This is a genomic window from Flavobacterium phragmitis, assembly GCF_900112575.1.
In the GTDB taxonomy this organism is placed as follows: Bacteria; Bacteroidota; Bacteroidia; order Flavobacteriales; family Flavobacteriaceae; genus Flavobacterium; species Flavobacterium phragmitis.
Map to the genome: position 1 here is coordinate 54,500 of NZ_FOMH01000001.1, position 17,269 is coordinate 71,768.

General features: G+C 34.0%; 19 protein-coding genes. 18 read left to right on the plus strand and 1 reads right to left on the minus strand.

Annotated elements, in window-relative coordinates; all coding sequences use genetic code 11:
* The first annotated feature begins 217 nt into the window (after nt 1-217).
* The 15 genes from metG to BM289_RS00325 all read left to right on the plus strand — a co-directional run bounded on the left by metG (nt 218) and on the right by BM289_RS00325 (nt 14,411).
* Entirely contained in the window at nt 218-2,353 is a 2,136-nt protein-coding gene (gene metG, locus BM289_RS00255; RefSeq protein WP_091489721.1) for a methionine--tRNA ligase, read from the plus strand.
* A 156-nt stretch (nt 2,354-2,509) separates the two neighbouring features.
* Nucleotides 2,510-2,746 (plus strand): hypothetical protein, encoded by a 237-nt coding sequence (locus BM289_RS00260; protein WP_091489723.1) that lies wholly within the window; start codon nt 2,510-2,512, stop codon nt 2,744-2,746.
* Complete coding sequence (locus BM289_RS00265; RefSeq protein ID WP_091489726.1) at nt 2,728-3,027, plus strand: type II toxin-antitoxin system RelE/ParE family toxin; 300 nt, start codon at nt 2,728-2,730, stop codon at nt 3,025-3,027. Before BM289_RS00260 ends, BM289_RS00265 begins: the two co-directional genes overlap by 19 nt.
* A gap of 243 nt (nt 3,028-3,270) precedes the next feature.
* Complete coding sequence (locus BM289_RS00270; RefSeq protein WP_091489728.1) at nt 3,271-3,549, plus strand: hypothetical protein; 279 nt, start codon at nt 3,271-3,273, stop codon at nt 3,547-3,549.
* Between the two features lie 148 nt (nt 3,550-3,697).
* Nucleotides 3,698-4,261, plus strand: a complete 564-nt coding sequence (locus BM289_RS00275) for an NfeD family protein (protein ID WP_143102016.1) — start codon at nt 3,698-3,700, stop codon at nt 4,259-4,261.
* 16 nt (nt 4,262-4,277) lie between these two features.
* Nucleotides 4,278-5,795: a flotillin family protein gene (locus tag BM289_RS00280; RefSeq protein WP_091490688.1), complete on the plus strand. Its 1,518-nt coding sequence runs from the start codon at nt 4,278-4,280 to the stop codon at nt 5,793-5,795.
* Between the two features lie 131 nt (nt 5,796-5,926).
* Nucleotides 5,927-6,811: a DMT family transporter gene (locus BM289_RS00285; RefSeq protein WP_091489733.1), complete on the plus strand. Its 885-nt coding sequence runs from the start codon at nt 5,927-5,929 to the stop codon at nt 6,809-6,811.
* Nucleotides 6,812-7,091: 280 nt separating this feature from the next.
* A complete protein-coding gene (locus BM289_RS00290; protein WP_091489736.1) occupies nt 7,092-7,799 on the plus strand; it encodes an HAD family hydrolase in 708 nt (235 codons plus the stop codon).
* Nucleotides 7,799-8,428 carry a chloramphenicol acetyltransferase gene (locus BM289_RS00295; protein WP_091489739.1) on the plus strand — a complete coding sequence of 210 codons (630 nt, stop codon included), beginning with the start codon at nt 7,799-7,801 and terminating at the stop codon, nt 8,426-8,428. Before BM289_RS00290 ends, BM289_RS00295 begins: the two co-directional genes overlap by 1 nt.
* 33 nt (nt 8,429-8,461) lie before the next feature.
* The gene (locus BM289_RS00300; protein ID WP_091489741.1) at nt 8,462-9,859 is read left to right on the plus strand and encodes a hypothetical protein; all 1,398 of its coding nucleotides are present in this window, start codon (nt 8,462-8,464) and stop codon (nt 9,857-9,859) included.
* A gap of 178 nt (nt 9,860-10,037) precedes the next feature.
* Nucleotides 10,038-11,180, plus strand: coding sequence for an OmpA family protein (locus tag BM289_RS00305; RefSeq protein WP_091489744.1), 1,143 nt, complete (start codon nt 10,038-10,040; stop codon nt 11,178-11,180).
* Between the two features lie 120 nt (nt 11,181-11,300).
* Nucleotides 11,301-12,746, plus strand: a complete 1,446-nt coding sequence (locus BM289_RS00310; RefSeq protein WP_091489747.1) for a hypothetical protein — start codon at nt 11,301-11,303, stop codon at nt 12,744-12,746.
* A gap of 101 nt (nt 12,747-12,847) precedes the next feature.
* Nucleotides 12,848-13,366 carry a ferritin gene (locus BM289_RS00315; protein ID WP_012022953.1) on the plus strand — a complete coding sequence of 173 codons (519 nt, stop codon included), beginning with the start codon at nt 12,848-12,850 and terminating at the stop codon, nt 13,364-13,366.
* A gap of 82 nt (nt 13,367-13,448) precedes the next feature.
* Nucleotides 13,449-13,634, plus strand: a complete 186-nt coding sequence (locus tag BM289_RS00320) for a hypothetical protein (RefSeq protein ID WP_091489749.1) — start codon at nt 13,449-13,451, stop codon at nt 13,632-13,634.
* A gap of 84 nt (nt 13,635-13,718) precedes the next feature.
* Nucleotides 13,719-14,411, plus strand: coding sequence for a DUF2461 domain-containing protein (locus tag BM289_RS00325; RefSeq protein ID WP_091489751.1), 693 nt, complete (start codon nt 13,719-13,721; stop codon nt 14,409-14,411).
* An 85-nt stretch (nt 14,412-14,496) separates the two neighbouring features.
* Here BM289_RS00325 and BM289_RS00330 read toward each other — a convergent pair whose 3' ends face one another.
* Complete coding sequence (locus tag BM289_RS00330) at nt 14,497-14,823, minus strand: single-stranded DNA-binding protein (protein WP_091489754.1); 327 nt, start codon at nt 14,821-14,823, stop codon at nt 14,497-14,499.
* A gap of 177 nt (nt 14,824-15,000) precedes the next feature.
* Here BM289_RS00330 and BM289_RS00335 point away from each other — a divergent pair, with 177 nt between their 5' ends.
* The 3 genes from BM289_RS00335 to BM289_RS00345 are packed head-to-tail and all read left to right on the plus strand — an operon-like array spanning nt 15,001 to nt 17,257.
* The gene (locus BM289_RS00335; RefSeq protein ID WP_091489755.1) at nt 15,001-16,530 is read left to right on the plus strand and encodes a bifunctional GNAT family N-acetyltransferase/carbon-nitrogen hydrolase family protein; all 1,530 of its coding nucleotides are present in this window, start codon (nt 15,001-15,003) and stop codon (nt 16,528-16,530) included.
* A 24-nt stretch (nt 16,531-16,554) separates the two neighbouring features.
* Nucleotides 16,555-16,896 carry a hypothetical protein gene (locus BM289_RS00340; protein WP_091489758.1) on the plus strand — a complete coding sequence of 114 codons (342 nt, stop codon included), beginning with the start codon at nt 16,555-16,557 and terminating at the stop codon, nt 16,894-16,896.
* A gap of 13 nt (nt 16,897-16,909) precedes the next feature.
* Entirely contained in the window at nt 16,910-17,257 is a 348-nt protein-coding gene (locus tag BM289_RS00345) for a hypothetical protein (RefSeq protein ID WP_091489760.1), read from the plus strand.
* Nucleotides 17,258-17,269: the final 12 nt, after the last annotated feature.

Sequence of the window (17,269 nt, forward strand, 5' to 3'; positions counted from 1 at the left end):
CCTCATAGTTACAACCCCTCCAGCTAAAGCTGGAGGCAATTCATGTCTAAAATTAAAATCCTTTTAATCCTCTTAGTCTGTGGCTATAAAAAACTCTGAGACTTTGAGACTTTGCGAGATTAAAACATCACAATTCTCAGTAAAAACTCAGCGAATCTCCACGTAATATTAAAATCTCAATTCTATTGCTTATTTTTGCACTCAATAAAATTGAATTATGATACAAGATCCAAAGAGATATACGATCACGGCGGCATTACCTTACACCAATGGCCCAATACATATTGGACATTTGGCTGGGGTTTACGTGCCTGCAGATATATATTCTAGATATTTAAGATTGCAAGGGAAAGATGTTGCATTTATTTGTGGAAGTGATGAACACGGTGTTGCAATTTCAATGAAAGCCAAAAAAGAAGGAATCACACCACAAGAAGTTATTGATAAATATGACGGAATCATTCGTAAATCGTTTGCAGATTTCGGGATTTCATTCAACAATTATTCTAGAACTTCGGCTAAAATTCATCATGATACGGCTTCAGAATTCTTTAGGACTTTGTATGATAAAGGCGATTTTATTGAAGAAACTACAGAACAATTATACGATGCAAAAGCCAATCAGTTTTTAGCAGACCGTTTTGTGGTTGGAACTTGCCCAAAATGTGGCAATGACGGTGCTTACGGCGATCAATGTGAAAACTGCGGTTCGACTTTAAACGCAACTGATTTGATTAACCCAAAATCGACCATTACTGGCGAAACTCCGGTTTTAAAATCAACTAAACACTGGTTTTTACCTTTGGATCGTTACGATGCTTTTTTACGCGAATGGATTTTAGAAGGTCATAAAAACGATTGGAAAACCAACGTTTATGGTCAAGTAAAATCGTGGATCGACGCAGGATTAGAACCTCGTGCCGTAACGCGTGACTTGGACTGGGGAATCGATGTTCCTGTTGAAGGAGCAGAAGGCAAAAAACTTTACGTTTGGTTTGATGCGCCTATCGGTTACATTTCTTCTACGAAAGAATGGGCGGCACGCGAAGGAAAAGACTGGGAACCGTATTGGAAAGATCAGGATACGAAACTGGTTCACTTTATCGGGAAAGACAATATTGTTTTCCACTGTATCATTTTCCCGGCGATGTTAAAAGCCGAAGGAAGCTATATTTTACCAGATAATGTTCCTGCAAATGAATTCTTGAATTTAGAAGGAAACAAACTTTCGACTTCTAAAAACTGGGCAGTTTGGTTGCACGAATATTTAGAAGAATTTCCAGATAAGCAAGATGTTTTGCGTTACGCATTGACATCAAACGCACCTGAAACAAAAGATAACGATTTTACATGGAAAGATTTCCAAGCTAGAAACAACAATGAATTGGTTGCCGTTTTCGGAAACTTTGTGAATCGTGTGGTAGTTTTAACCAACAAATATTACGATGGAGTTATTCCAGCGCCAAACGAATTTACAGAAGTTGACGAACAAACTTTAGCAGAATTAAAAGCGTATCCAGCTGTAATTTCAAGTTCGGTTGAGCGTTACAGATTCCGTGAAGCTTTGGGTGAATTAATGAATGTGGCTCGTTTAGGAAATAAATATCTGGCAGACGAAGAGCCTTGGAAAGTGATGAAAGACAATCCGGAGCGTGTAAAAACTCAAATGTATGTGGCGTTGCAAATTGCTGCCGCGTTGAGCGTTTTGGCTGAACCGTTTTTACCTTTCACTGCTGCGAAACTTTCTAAAATATTGAATTTAGGAGATCTTAAAGAACATTTTGCAGGTTTCAGCAAATTCCTGAAAGAGAAAGATCGTAATGCAAAAGATATTTTCCTTGATAAAACATTAGGTTGGAATGACATTTCTGAAACTTCAGATTTGCTTCCAGCAGGACACAAAATTGGCGAAGCAGAATTACTTTTCGCTAAAATTGAAGACGAAGAAATACAAAAACAAATAGATAAATTGGAAGCAACAAAAACCGCTAATCTTGCCGAAAACAAACAAGCAGAACCTCAGAAAGATTTAATTCAGTTTGAAGATTTTGCGAAAATGGATATTCGTATCGGAACTATTTTAGAAGCTGAAAAAATGCCAAAAGCAAACAAACTTTTAGTATTGAAAGTAGATACAGGAATCGATGTTCGTACAATTGTTTCGGGAATTGCTGAAAGTTTTTCGCCAGAAGAAATCATCGGAAAACGTGTTTCTGTATTAGCAAATCTTGCGCCAAGAGCTTTACGCGGCGTTGAAAGCCAAGGAATGATCTTGATGACAACAAACGCAGAAGGAAAACTGGTTTTTGTAAATCCGGATGCTGATGCGCCGAATGGAGCTACGGTAAATTAATTAAAATTTATTCGATATATAACTAATAGAAAGTTATCCGCCTAAAATATCTGGCAGATAACTTTCTTTGTTTATATGACACTTTCTTAAATAATACATAATCAACTAATACAATCTGAGAATAAATTTTTAATTTTGAATATACAAAGGAAGATTATGGACTTGACTGCACAAATAAAAAAGAATTTAATATCAAGAATCAAAGATTCTAATGATTTAAATTTCCTGAATGCACTTCAGACTATTTTTGATTCATCTGAACAAGAACTTTACCAGTTGTCAAATGAGCAAAAATCAGCAATTGCAACTAGTCGCATGGAGATTGAAAATGGAAATTTTCATAAAAATGAAGAAGTAATTTCAGAAATGCGAGAATGGTTAAAAAAGAAATAGTTTGGTCTTCTTTTGCCAAACTTCAACTTGAAAATGTTCTCGAATATTATTTCATTCGAAATGAGAGCCCAACTTATAGTTTAAAATTATTGGATGAAGTTGAAGATTTATTAAATACTCTTTCAAGTTCAGAATTAATTGGGAGACTAACTTCGAACAAAATCACTCGTGTAATTTCTATGAAAGTTTATCTAATTTTCTATGAAGTAAAAGACAATCAAATTGAAATAGTATCATTTTGGGATAATCGTCAAAATATCAAAAATAGAAAAGTAAAGTAATCTCACACCTTATACAAAAAGAGTAATTTTCTTACTTTTTTATTGTTTCTTTCAAAATCATTTTTGTAAGTTTGTTCTGCAAAAAATACACTATAGGGTTTATTTAGGAACTTTCAAACAAAGTTAACATAAGCGAATCCCTCGTCATGATGTCCCTGCGGAAACAATGGGAAAACCTATCCCTATGGGGTATTTTTTGCACATCTAAAACGAGGGATTTGTGCGTTTAATATTTTCAGGTTTATGCAAAAAAGAGAAAATCAAAAACCGACACACCACGATGTAATGCCATCAATGGCAAAATTTCTTTCAGACTTATGGTTTGAAGGCGATTTTAGAGAACAACCCCATTATCTGTCTGAAATTTTCAAGCGGATTCTTGAAACAGATTTGGGAGATGATAAAGATCTAAGATCAAAAATGATGGAATGCATCAAAACAAGTGAAATGCTTGCCGAAACTCTAGAACCGTTTTCGGATAAACAAATTCAGAAAGCCTGCAATAAAATCATAACGGCTTAAGATAAAAGCGTAAATCGATTAACTTTTTTAATTGATTTGCGCTTTTTCATTCTGTACAACATCAAATCATTGATTTTCCTTTAAAATTAGTTTTCTTACAAAAAAAATAAGATATTAGCGCCAAAAGTTATTCGAAAAACTGAAAATTATGGAGCTATTAGAAAGTTTACCTACGTTGCTTAAATCTTTTTGGTACATCGCGATTCCAACAAGTTTAATTTTTCTTATTCAAACCGTTATTACCTTTTCGGGTCTTGATGTGGCTGACGGTTTCGATACCGATTTTGATGCAGATGTTCACGACGGCGATTTTCAGCTTTTCTCTTTAAGAAACCTAATCAACTTTTTACTGGGTTTCAGCTGGACCGGAATTTCTTTTTATGCTACTCTCGGCGAAAAGCCGGTTTTTCTTATTGTTACTTCATTAGTTGTTGGAGTTTTGTTTGTGCTTTTGTTTTTCTTCGTAATCAAACAAGTACAAAAACTAGCCGAAGACAATTCTTTTAAAATAACCAACACGCTTAATAAAACTGCCGAAGTTTACTTGACAATTCCCGAAAAGAAAAGTGGAAAAGGCAAAATCATGATCAGCGTAAATGGTGCATTTCATGAACTGGAAGCCATGACAGAAAATGACAGAATTCCGTCGGGAAGTTCAGTAAAAGTTGTCAAAATAGAAAACAACAACCTCTTAATCGTAGAAACCATATAATACACATACCATGTTAATGAACCCAATTATTTTGATTGCAGTTGCGGCAATCGTTCTATTCGTAACCATTTCAGCATTAATCTCGAGGTACAAGCGCTGTCCTTCGGATAAAATTTTAGTAATCTACGGACGCACCGGCGGAACCTCAGCACGCTGTGTACACGGTGGAGGTGCTTTTATCTGGCCCGTAATTCAGGATTATTCTTTTCTGGATTTAAAACCGCTTTCTATCGAAGCCAATCTGACCAACGCGTTAAGCCGTCAGAACATTAGAGTCGATGTCCCTTGTCGATTCACCATTGCCATTTCTACAGAATCTGACAGCATGAATACAGCTGCTGAAAGATTATTAGGCTTATCATCAGAACAAGTTCAGGAGCTTGCAAAAGATATTTTATTTGGTCAGTTGCGTTTGGTTATCGCAACCATGACTATTGAAGAAATTAACTCTGACCGTGATAAATTCCTAGACAACATTTCTAAAAACGTGGACAGCGAATTGAAGAAAATCGGTTTAAAATTAATCAACGTAAACGTTACCGATATTCGTGACGAATCTGGTTATATCGAAGCTTTAGGAAAAGAAGCTGCTGCAAAAGCAATCAACGAAGCTAAAATTAGCGTGGCTGAGCAAGAAAAAATCGGGGAAACTGGTAAAGCTCTTGCTGACAGAGAAAAAGACACTCAAATCGCCGAAACACATAGAGATCGTGATGTTAAAATTGCCATTACTCAAAAAGACCGTGAAATTAGTATTGCAACAGCCGCCAAAGACGAAACGATTGGTAAAGCTGAAGCTGAAAGAGATACAAGGGTAAAAACGTCTGAGGCTAATGCGATTGCGATTCAGGGAGAAAACGAGGCAAAAATTGCCATTGCGAATTCTGAAGCTATTCGTAGAGAAAAAGAAGCAGAATCGTTGCGTATCGCAATTGCTGCCGAAAAAGTACAACAAGCAAAAGCATTGGAAGAATCTTATCTTGCAGAGCAAAAAGCCGAGTTGGCGCGTTCTGAAAGAGAACGTTCTACACAAATTGCCAACATTGTAGTTCCTGCCGAAATCGCTAAACAAAGAGCCATTATCGAAGCACAAGCCGCCGCAGAAACGATCAGAGAAAATGCAAAAGGAGAAGCTGACGCGATTTTCGCTAAGATGGAAGCAGAAGCAAAAGGTTTATTTGAAATCTTAACCAAACAGGCAGAAGGTTACAAAGATGTTGTAGCGGCAGCGGGCGGAGATCCAAGCAAAGCTTTCCAACTTTTATTATTAGAGAAACTTCCTGAATTGGTTAAAACTCAAGTTGAAGCTGTTAAAAATATCAAGATTGACAAAATCACGGTTTGGGATTCTGGAAATGGTCAGGGTGAAAATGGTTCTACAGCCAATTTTGTTTCTGGAATGATGAAAACAGTGCCACCATTAAATGACTTATTCAATATGGCCGGATTAAATCTTCCATCTTATTTAAAAGGTGAAGACTTGACTTCGCCAGAAGCTCCTCCAACCCTTGAAGTTGAAGAAACGAAAGAGTAAAAATTCTTCTTTTTAAAAATAAAAAAGCGCGAACCGATTATCCTTTTTAATTGATTCGCGCTTTTTGTTTTCAAAATACTCTCTTTCTAAACTATCTTTGAAGAAAAAATATCTAAGAATAAATACATCTAATGAAACTCACTAAACCAAGATTAGCCCTAATCTGCGGTATCCTTTGCATTTCGATTTTTCCAATATTGGTAAAATTACGTTTAACACCAGGATTGATTTCGGCATTTTACCGAATGTTTTTTGCTGTTTTACTTTTACTGCCTTATGTCATTTTCAGCGGGAACTTTAAACTTCCTAGTTTGAAATTTACACTTTTGGCAATGCTTTGCGGTGTTTTGTTTTCGTCAGATGTTGCGGTTTGGAATATTGCTATTCAGGATTCGAGTGCAACTCAAGCTTCTTTACTGACAAATTTATCGCCTGTCTGGGTCGGAATTGGTTCTTTCCTTTTTCTGAAATCAAAACCTGCCACAAACTTCTGGATTGGAACTGTCGTTTCGCTTTTTGGAATGGTCGCTTTAGTTGGATTTGAGTTCTTTCTGGATTTAAATTTCGATCAAGCGTTTTTATTTGCAGTTTTATCTGGAATCTTATATTCGATTTATCTTTTGGTCAGCAAAAATGTACTTTCAGAGGTAGATGTTCTTTCGTTTATGACAATTAGTTTAACGGCTTCCAGTATCTATTTGGGAATTTTATGTTATTCGCTGGACGAACCTTTTACTGGATTTTCAAATGCAGGCTGGTTTGTTTTGGTCTTACAAGCCGTAATTTGTCAATTGTGTGCATGGCTTTCGATTAGTTACGCAACACAGCACATGCGAGCAACCAGAGTTTCGCTGAGTTTATTGAGTCAGGCAGTAATTACTTCCATTTTGGCTTGGTTGTTTTTGGAAGAAAAAATAACTTTACAGATGGTTTTCGGTGGCATCGTTTTGCTTTTCGGAATCCGAATTACTTTTTACGATAAAACGATTTCTTTGAAAAAGCTGTTTATAAAGTAAAAAATCAGCTCACAGATTTCCACAGATTAAAAGGATTAACACCGATTATTAATTAATTTTAGAAAAAGTTCTCCCGCAGATTTGAGTAGATTTATTTAAAAATCCTTCTAATCCGAGTAATCTGTGGCAATAATTATTGTAATTCGTGAATTCGTGGCAATAAAAAGTTTCACGCAGATTAGACAGATTTGAGCAGATTTATTTAAAATCCTTTTAATCCCAATAATCTGTGGCAAAAAAACCTGAAACAAAGAAACATTAAACTTGAAACAAAAGCACTATGTTACATAAAACTAAAATACCAAACTTAAAAGTAATCGCATTTGATGCCGATGATACTTTATTTGTAAACGAACCCTATTTCCAGGAAACCGAACATAAATTTTGTGCTTTGATGGAAGATTATCTTTCGCATCAAGGCATTTCGCAGGAATTATTTAAAATTGAAATCGCCAATTTGTCTTTATACGGTTACGGCATCAAAGGTTACATTCTTTCGATGATTGAAGCTGCGATGAACATTTCCAACAAAACAATTCCGGTAGAAGTCATTGAAAAAATCATTCAATACGGAAAAGAATTGCTCGAAAAACCAATCGAATTGCTGGACGGAATAGAAGAAACTCTTGAAGCTTTAAAAGGCAAATACAAACTGGTTGTGGCAACAAAAGGCGATTTAAAAGACCAACACAGCAAACTGCACCGTTCTGGTTTGGGGCATTATTTTCATCATATTGAAGTCATGTCAGACAAACAGGAAATCGATTATGAAAAACTTTTAGGTCGTTTAGATATTCAGGCACATGAATTTTTGATGATCGGAAATTCATTAAAATCAGATGTGCTTCCAGTTTTGGGAATTGGTGGCTATGCCGTTCATATTCCGTTTCATACAACTTGGGAACACGAAAAAATTAATCATACCATAGAACACGAGCATTTTAGTTCATTTGAAACTATTGCAGAAGTGGTTCCGAAATTACTATAATGAAAACACTTTTAGACTTAGAAAACTGGAATAGAAAAGAGCATTTTGCTCATTTTAAACAAATGGAAGAACCGTTCTTTGGAGCAACCGTTGAAATCGATTGTACCAAAGCGTATCAAACTGCCAAAAGTTTAAATGCTTCTTTTTTCATTTTCTACCTGCATAAAACCTTAACTGCAGTAAATACAATTGAGAATTTTAAATACCGAATTTCCGAAAACCAGATCTATATCAATGATCGTGTTGATGCTTCGGCAACTATCGGACGTGAAGATGGAACTTTTGGATTTTCATTAATTGAATATCATCCTGATTTTAAAACATTCGAACAAACGGCATTGGCAGAAATTGAGCGTATTCAGAACACAACCGGTCTTTTTACAAGATCTTTTGATGATGATAACCTGATTCATTTTTCTGCAATTCCGTGGTTGAATTTCACATCGCTTACGCATGCAAGAAGTTTTATCTATCCAGACAGCTGTCCTAAAATTTCGTTCGGGAAAATGATGGTTTCAGAAACGGGAAAAAGAACCATTTCGATGGCAGTATATGTACATCATGGTCTGATGGACGGAATGCATCTTGGGCAATTCGTTGATCTTTTTCAAGAGCTTATGAATCAATAAATTAAATGGAATAATTTTTGTTCGCAGAAACTTATGAAACAAATCTTCCTTTTTCTGGTTTTTATATATAGTACTGTTTCGCTGAGTCAAACAGTACTAGCTTCCTATCCTATAGATTTAAAAACACAGAAAGAGGAATGTGAAACTTTAAATGCAGAAAACGTTGTCACGCATGAAGTTTTCGCTTTTATTGCCTCTCGTGATAGTTTGACGATTCTCAAATACAATAGCGCTTTATTCCTAAACGATAAGTTTACCACTACCCGACAATATACCGAAAACAGATCCTTGATGGGCTATAGTTTCAGCGAAGACGGCAATCCGACTTTGTATTGGTTTTCGCCAGTAGACAACAGCATTATTGTAATCAAATATTATTTTGAAACCAAAACAACTAGAGCTTTAAAATTTGGTTTACCTGTTGACGAACAATCTATTCTAGCACAATATCAAAAGGATAATAATTTTTATCTGGTTTTGAAATACAAAGAAAAACCAGCCTTAACAGTTTACCTTTTTAAAAATGGAATGGCCGATGAAAAATTTTTGGACTTCTCCCCTTTTACTTTTCGAGATCGAAAAACACAGCAAAAGACATTCAACCAGATCTTAAATGAAAATCCGATTGAAAAAATGGAACCTGGAGAATATAATCCGCTTTATAAAGTAACTGCAAAAAGCAAACTTTATATATTGCCCAATCGCTTAATTCTCTCTTTAGATCAAGGCCTAAGAAAAACACAGCTTTTTGACATCAATCTCGAGAATTCTGAAATAACAGAAAAAACTTTTTTACAGCCCTTGGGGCAAAAAAATGCTAGAACATCCAACTCATTCTATCATGAAAACAAGCTTTATCAGATTAACGTAAACTCTAATGAGCTTTTATTTGATATTAAAGATTACAATACTGGAGAATCGATAAAATCATTCACTGTTTTAAGGAAAGATACTATTCGTTTTAATAACTCTCCTTTTTTAATGCAGATTGAGGACCGCAAACCTAAAACCATAAAGAACACCAGTAATTTTATTAAAGAACTGGCTTCTACCAATGCAGGTCTTTCTGTATATAAAAACCAAAAGAACCTTTTAATCACATTGGGCGGGACTGGCAGCAGTTCAAAAACGGTATCTATGAATGGTTTTAATATGTTTGATGATTATTTTGGAGATTTTCCTTCCACGAATTATTACAACATAGACAGTGATTATTCTGTTTTTTTTGAAAGCATCTGGACTAAAAAACTGGAATTAACCACAGAAACACATGAACCATTCGCTTCTGACAAGATTTATTATTTTATAGATACTCATAGAGAAGTGTTTATTCCCAATGTTATAAAATTAAATAACTATTCTATTTTAGGTTATTACGATACCATCGCTAAACAATATACTTTACGTAAATTCACCGACGGATTCGAGTAACCAACTTGTAATCAAATTATTACACAAAAAGAATATGCTTTTCAGCATATTTACTACGCTTATTATAGAAATATAGGCATCATTATTATCCTATTCTGACATCTTTGTGGCTTTTAGAGGAAGTTTTTACTTACAAATTGTTGTTGTTTTGATTAAAATTTATTAATCTCAAACAACAATGAAAAAAATTGTAATGACTCTGGCATTTGCTTTAAGCATAATGTATGCAGAGGCGCAAACTGAAACAAAAACCTCAGATAATTACAACAAATGGTCTATTGAATTAGCCGGCGGTTTTAACAAGGCGCAGCGTCCATTTGCATCTGGTAATTATTACAGCTCTAGAATTAGTCCTTTCACAACTGATCTAGGAGTAAGATACATGCTGAACAATAAATTTGGTCTTAAAGCTGATTTTGGATACAACTCTTTAACAGAGCAGAAAAACAGTTCACTTCCTTTTGACTCAAAATATTACAGAGTTGATTTACAGGGTGTAGCTAATTTAGGTCGTATCATGAATTTTGAAACATGGACTAATACATTTGGATTATTAGCTCATGCAGGTTTTGGAGTTGGTCAGTTAGAAAACAAAGATTATAACGTTAAAGACAAAGTTGGAAATTTGATCGCTGGTTTAACTGGACAGATAAGATTAACAAACAGAGTGGCGCTGACAGGAGACGTAACTACAATGTTAAATGCATTTCAGGATCATACTTTTGATGGTACTGCCATGAATGCAAACAGAGGCTTTTCAGGCTTGTTATTTAATGGTACTATTGGGCTAAATGTTTACTTAGGTAAAAACGCAAAACATGCTGATTGGACAGTAACTTCAAATGACAATGGTGATATTACTGCTTTAGAAAAAAAGGTAGCAGATTTGGAATCACAAGTCAAAAAAATTCCAGCACAAAAAGAAGTAATTGTTGAAAAACAAGTAGGCACACCACAACTTACTAATGATGAATTAATCAAGAGAATGATTAATGATAAGTATTACAGCGTGTATTTTGACTTTAACAAAACAACCCCAATTGAGAACTCAACTGCTGCAATTGATGTTGTTTTAACGTACCTAAGAAAAAATCCATCTGCATCACTTGACTTAATTGGCAATGCTGATCAAGTTGGAAAATCAGATTACAATCAAAAATTATCAAACACAAGAGCCAATAATGTAAAAACTATTCTAGAAAAAGCTGGAATTGCTTCCTCTCGCTTGAATGTTATTGCTAATGGTGCCGATACCTCAATTCAAAAAGATTCTGACGAAGCCAGAAGGTTAGCTAGAAGAGTTATCTTTATTGTGAAATAATTTCTTTTTTTAAAATGGTGCCTAAAGTCCTTAAGATGATTCTTAAGGACTTTTTTATTGTTTAAATTTGAGACGCTTAATCAAATAAAATTTGGAATAAATTTTGATGAACTTTTCATTATGAAAAAACTGCTTCTACTCTTTGTTTTATTTTCTAAAACAGCGCTGTTTAGTCAAACAGTACTAAACTCTTTACCATTAAATCTGAACTTTCTGGGAAAGACCCAGATTTTAAATGCTCAAGATGAAAAAAGTAAGGATATTTATGTTTTTACTTGGGATAATAAAAACGTAAATATTTTAAAATACAATCCGTCTTTATTTCTTGCGAATCAATTTACAGATTCCATCAAACCTGAAACAAGTCGGGATTTAATTGGTTACAGTATAAGTGAGAATAAAAAACCATCATTATACTGGAGTTCTCATAATTATAAAAACATTTTAATTACAGTTTATAATCTAGATAATAAAACCTCAGAATCCTTAAACTTCGATTTCCCAAAAAATCACGATTATATTATTAGCTCTTTCCAACAGAACAATATTTTCTACATTTTGGCAAAAGAAAAAGACTTTGAACATCTGCTTCTTTACAAATTTGAAGATGGGAAATGCGTTGTTAAAATGTTTGATTTTTCTTCATTTATTTTTAAAAATGAAAGAAATACCCAAATCTCTTTTAATGCTCTTATCAAATATTTCCCGATACAGAAAGTAGATCCAGATATTTATACTCCTATAGAATTGGCTTCAAGCGCCAGCAAAATGTATGTCATTCAGGATCATATTATTTTGACATTTGACAATACTCTTATCCAAACGCAAGCCTTCGATCTTAATATTAAAACTGGTGAAATAAAAGAAAAAACTTTTGATCTGCCTGCTCCAGAAACTCCGTTACGAACAACAAATTCATTTTATAGTGATAATAAATTATTCCAAGTAAAGGCAAATAAAGAATTCTTTTTATTTCAAATCAAAGATTTTGATTCAGGTAAAGGCATCAAGAATTATTCATTTTCAAAAAATGATACTATTCCTTTTATGAATTCTCCTTTCATTATGCAGATTGACAATAACGAACCTCGTCAATTAAAAACCACTGAAAAGTTTCTGAAAAGCATAAACGGACTTCCTGCCGGTGTTTCCGTTTTTAAAAACCATAAAAACAGTTTTATCACTTTTAGCGGTTTTGGTGAATATTCAGATTTTTATTTTTCCTTCAATTCTTCGACTGATTCTGGAGAACGTGTTCCTTATTCGTTAAGCAAAGCAGTTTATTTTGACGCAATGTTAAGTGAAAACCTAAGTTTCGCAAAAGACTATCAATCAAGACCTTTGGCTATTGACAATTTGTTTTACTTTTTGAATAGCAATAAAGGCATAAAACTTTATGATGCGTTAAGATTGAAAGATTTTTATGTTTTAAGTTATTTCGACAGTGGTTCTCAACAGTTTGTAATGCGAAAATTTACTGATGGCCCTATGATGCAAGACAATGGAAATCCGATTATAAATAAATCTCAATTCTCAAAACCTTTTTCTTTTGGCGATATAAAATAGTATTAAATTTATTGGAAGTGAATTGAAATACGTATTGTTTTCAGGGTTTTGAAAAAATGGTTTGGATTATTTTTTCTAATTTTACAAAAAAGACACCTATTATGCTATCAAAAAATATTGAATCGGCTTTAAACAAGCAAATCCGCATAGAAGCAGAATCTTCGCAAACGTATCTTTCTATGGCTTGTTGGGCAGAGGTACAAGGATTAGAGGGAATTGCTCAATTTATGTACACACAGTCAGATGAAGAGCGTGCACACATGCTTAAATTGGTTAAGTATGTAAACGAACGCGGAGGACATGCTCAGGTAACAGATCTTAAAGCGCCAAAAACGACTTACACTACTTTCAAAGAAATGTTTGAGGAGCTTTACAATCACGAACTTTTTGTATCGAAATCAATCAACGAATTAGTGCACATTACTTTTGAAGAAAAAGATTATGCTACACATAATTTCTTACAATGGTATGTTTCTGAACAAATCGAAGAAGAAGCAACTGCTAAATCGATCTTAGATAAAATCAACTTAATTGGAGACGATAAAGGCGGACTTTACTTGTTCGACCGTGATATTCAGCAATTAACAGTTACAAGTTCGATTGCTATCAATCCAAAATAAAAAAAGTTAAAGTTTATTTAGAACATTTAAAAATTACTTTTTTCGTTTATATTTGTCTCTGTTTTTATAATACAGAGGAAAATTGGGCAAGAAAGAAAAAGACAAGGAGAAGAAAAAGGATAAAAAGAAAAAGAAAAATTCTGAAATCCTTGATAAGATCAAGAAGATTGAAAACTGCAAATCTTCTTGCTGTGAGAAATATAAAAAGAGCGAAAAAAAGCGCTGTTCTCGCTGTCCTATGTTTGATTTATTCAAAAAAACAGCTTAACAAAATATAGAAAAACCCATTAGATTTCTCTAATGGGTTTTTTAGTTTAAATTGCAGTCAATCTTTCTGATTTTTAATTCAATTATGGAAAACTACGTTACTATACCAAAATCAAGCCTTGATTTTCTGGTTCAGCTCAAAGAAAACAATAACAAACCCTGGTTTGACGATCATAAATCTGAATATTTAATCGAATTAGAACATATTCAAAACTTTGCAGATGCTTTATTAAAAGAACTTTCAAAAACAGATGTTCTGGAAAATACTTCAGGAAAAAAAAGCGTTTACCGAATCTATCGCGATATTCGTTTCTCTAAAGACAAAACTCCTTTTAAACATTATTGGGGCGGAAGTTATACACGCGCAACAGCAGCGAGAAGAGGCGGTTATTATTTTCATCTGGAAAAAGGAAACAGCTTTTTCGCCGGTGGATTTTGGGGGCCAAATGCATCTGATTTAAAACGCATTAGAACTGAATTTGGGTTTAACTCTGAAGCTTTCCGAGAAATCCTAAACTCCAAATCTTTCAAAGATACATTTGGAACACTGCAAGGCGAACAATTGAAAACAGCTCCAAAAGGTTTTGATGCCGATCATGAAGCCATTGATTTACTGCGTTACAAACAATTTTTAATCATCAAACGTTTTACTGATGAGGAAGTATTGAGTCCAACGTTTTTAGAACAAGCTTTGGACACTTTCAAAAAAATGAGACCTTTCTTTGACTATATGAGCGAAGTATTGACAACGGATAGCAACGGCGTTTCAATTTTATAAACATACTTTTTTATAAAAGTTAAACCCGACAGGTTTAAAAACCTGTCGGGTTTGTTTTGCTTTTCGTGGCGTTTAGTCAAAATATTTACAGCAATAAAATCTCGTTTACAACAACTTCGGTGATGTATTTTTTCTCTCCGTTTTTATCATCGTAACTTCTGTGAGTTAGTTTACCTTCAATTGCGACTTCTTTTCCTTTTACAACAAACTTTTCGATAATTTCGGCAACTTTTCCCCAGGCAGTTACACGATGCCATTCGGTTTGCTCTACTTTGTCTCCTTTTTCATTTCGGTAAACATCATTTGTCGCAATTGTTAAATGTGCAAGCTTTTTACCGCTTTCTAATGTTTTAACTTCTGGATCATTCCCTACATTCCCAATTAACTGTACTCTGTTTTTCATTGCATTCATGGCGTATATTATTTAAATGTTAGTATAACTTGAAATTGTTCGTCAACTTCAACGATGCAAAGATGATACAGCCCAGCAATAACAGTCGGTTGTTAACTATTTACTATCGACTGTAACTATTTGTAACCGTTTGTAATTGGAATTGATTTTTTGTATATTTGAGAGAAATCTTACTATATGCAGGCAAAAATCAAAAAAGTCGAGTTACGAAATTTAGAAATTGAAGACTATAAACAATTAAAAAAATCAATGATTGAATCGTATCCTGAAATGGCCGATTCGTATTGGGGATCTGAAGATATAGAAAGATTGCTTTCTATTTTTCCGGAAGGACAATTGGTGATTTTAGTGGATGGAAAGGTCGTTGGTTCTGCATTATCTCTGATAGTTGATGAAAAATTAGTAGAAAAAAGACATAATTACCAACAAATTAGTGGCGATTACACTTTCTCAACCCATAATCCAAATGCTGAAATTTTATACGGAATAGATGTTTTTATTCACCCAAATTATAGAGGTTTACGTTTAGGTCGTCGATTATACGATGCCAGAAAGGAACTTTGCGAACAATTGAACTTAAAAGCCATTGTTTTTGCAGGCAGAATTCCGAGTTACCGAGAACATGCTAAAAAGATGTCTCCAAAAACCTATATCGAAAAAGTACGAACTAAAGAGTTGTATGATCCCGTTCTTTCTTTTCAGTTAAGCAATGATTTTCATGTTTTGAGGGTCATCAAAAATTATCTAGAGGGCGATGAAGAATCTAAAGAATTTGCTGTTTTACTGGAATGGAATAATATTTATTATGAAGAAAGTCCGAAACTGATTAATCTAAAGAAAAACATCATTCGTTTGGGATTAATTCAGTGGCAGATGCGTCCTTTAAACAATGTTGAAGCCTTATTCGAACAAGCGGAATTCTTTATTGATGCTGTTTCCGGATATGGATCTGATTTTGCTCTTTTTCCCGAATTATTTACGGCACCACTAATGGCAGATTATAATCATTTATCTGAGGCAGAAGCAATTCGTGAACTGGCACGCCACACCGATCCAATTAAAAAGCGTTTTCAGGAATTTGCTATTTCGTATAATATCAATATCATTACAGGAAGTATGCCTTACGTAGAAAGCGGAAATCTTTACAATGTCGGTTTCTTGTGCAAAAGAGATGGAACTTCAGAAATGTACACCAAAATTCACATCACTCCAAACGAAGTCATTCATTGGGGAATGAAAGGTGGCTCTGAGTTTAAAACCTTTGATACCGATTGCGGAAAAATCGGAATTTTAATCTGCTATGATGTAGAGTTCCCAGAACTTCCAAGACTTTTAGCAGATGAAGGAATGGATATTTTATTTGTGCCATTCTTAACCGATACCCAAAACGGATATACTCGTGTAAAACATTGTTCACAAGCAAGAGCTATCGAAAATGAATGTTATGTAGCCATAGCAGGTTGTGTTGGGAATCTTCCGAAAGTAAACAATATGGACATTCAATATGCACAGTCTTCTGTATTTACGCCTTCTGATTTTGCTTTTCCGAGTAACGGTATAAAAGCAGAAGCTACTCCAAATACAGAAATGACCTTAATTGTTGATGTTGATTTGAATTTATTGAAAGAACTTCATGAACATGGAAGTGTCAAAACATTAAAAGACAGAAGGAAAGATCTTTATGAACTTAAAAAGCTAAATTCATAAAGAGTTCATTAAATAAAAAAGCCAATGACTGTCATTCGAAGAAATCCGTTATTTGAAATCTATCTTAAAGAGGATTGCTTAGTAATTAACAATACTGATTTTAGTAAAGACAATGGCATATTTGAAATTGACAGCATTTTAAGCGTAGAACTAATCAGACATTTAGCTTTCATTGATAGAGTCATTGAAGTAACATTTGGATTTAATGTCCCTGCTAAATCTTGCGAACTTAGAATTAATTTGGAAAATGGTTTTAAGGATATTGTTCTAACCCGTTGTGACATTGAAAAAGTGGAACTTTTAATCTACCAAATCAATCAAACAATTATTAAAAGAGAAAACGAAAAACCTAGTTTATCAACGTAATAAAAATTGTTAAATGAAAACATGCCTCGAATGTTCCGTTAAGATTGTTGGCCGAGAAGACAAGAAATTTTGCTCTGATAGCTGCCGAAATGCGTACAATAACAAAATAAATAAAGATAGTACAAATTTCATGCGAAATATAAACAACAAGTTACGCAAAAATTACCGTATTTTGGCAGAGTTAAATGTAGATGGAAAATCAAAAGCATCGCGCGACAAATTATTAAACAAAGGCTTTGATTTTGAGTTCTTTACCAATATCTTACAAACCAAGACGGGAAATACATATTATTTCTTGTACGACCAAGGCTATCGTTCCTTGGACAATGATTATTTTATGCTTGTTAAAAAAGAAATATAGTTAGCGTTTATT

Coding starts and splice junctions, on each gene's coding strand:
- BM289_RS00275 (WP_143102016.1), top strand. CDS start 3,698: ATGGAGCTATTAGAAAGTTTACCTACGTTGCTTAAATCTTTTTGGTAC.
- metG (WP_091489721.1), top strand. CDS start 218: ATGATACAAGATCCAAAGAGATATACGATCACGGCGGCATTACCTTAC.
- BM289_RS00330 (WP_091489754.1), bottom strand. CDS start 14,823: ATGAATGCAATGAAAAACAGAGTACAGTTAATTGGGAATGTAGGGAAT.
- BM289_RS00315 (WP_012022953.1), top strand. CDS start 12,848: ATGCTATCAAAAAATATTGAATCGGCTTTAAACAAGCAAATCCGCATA.
- BM289_RS00260 (WP_091489723.1), top strand. CDS start 2,510: ATGGACTTGACTGCACAAATAAAAAAGAATTTAATATCAAGAATCAAA.
- BM289_RS00295 (WP_091489739.1), top strand. CDS start 7,799: ATGAAAACACTTTTAGACTTAGAAAACTGGAATAGAAAAGAGCATTTT.
- BM289_RS00340 (WP_091489758.1), top strand. CDS start 16,555: ATGACTGTCATTCGAAGAAATCCGTTATTTGAAATCTATCTTAAAGAG.
- BM289_RS00325 (WP_091489751.1), top strand. CDS start 13,719: ATGGAAAACTACGTTACTATACCAAAATCAAGCCTTGATTTTCTGGTT.
- BM289_RS00270 (WP_091489728.1), top strand. CDS start 3,271: ATGCAAAAAAGAGAAAATCAAAAACCGACACACCACGATGTAATGCCA.
- BM289_RS00300 (WP_091489741.1), top strand. CDS start 8,462: ATGAAACAAATCTTCCTTTTTCTGGTTTTTATATATAGTACTGTTTCG.
- BM289_RS00335 (WP_091489755.1), top strand. CDS start 15,001: ATGCAGGCAAAAATCAAAAAAGTCGAGTTACGAAATTTAGAAATTGAA.
- BM289_RS00265 (WP_091489726.1), top strand. CDS start 2,728: ATGGTTAAAAAAGAAATAGTTTGGTCTTCTTTTGCCAAACTTCAACTT.
- BM289_RS00280 (WP_091490688.1), top strand. CDS start 4,278: ATGAACCCAATTATTTTGATTGCAGTTGCGGCAATCGTTCTATTCGTA.
- BM289_RS00285 (WP_091489733.1), top strand. CDS start 5,927: ATGAAACTCACTAAACCAAGATTAGCCCTAATCTGCGGTATCCTTTGC.
- BM289_RS00305 (WP_091489744.1), top strand. CDS start 10,038: ATGAAAAAAATTGTAATGACTCTGGCATTTGCTTTAAGCATAATGTAT.
- BM289_RS00345 (WP_091489760.1), top strand. CDS start 16,910: ATGAAAACATGCCTCGAATGTTCCGTTAAGATTGTTGGCCGAGAAGAC.
- BM289_RS00290 (WP_091489736.1), top strand. CDS start 7,092: ATGTTACATAAAACTAAAATACCAAACTTAAAAGTAATCGCATTTGAT.
- BM289_RS00310 (WP_091489747.1), top strand. CDS start 11,301: ATGAAAAAACTGCTTCTACTCTTTGTTTTATTTTCTAAAACAGCGCTG.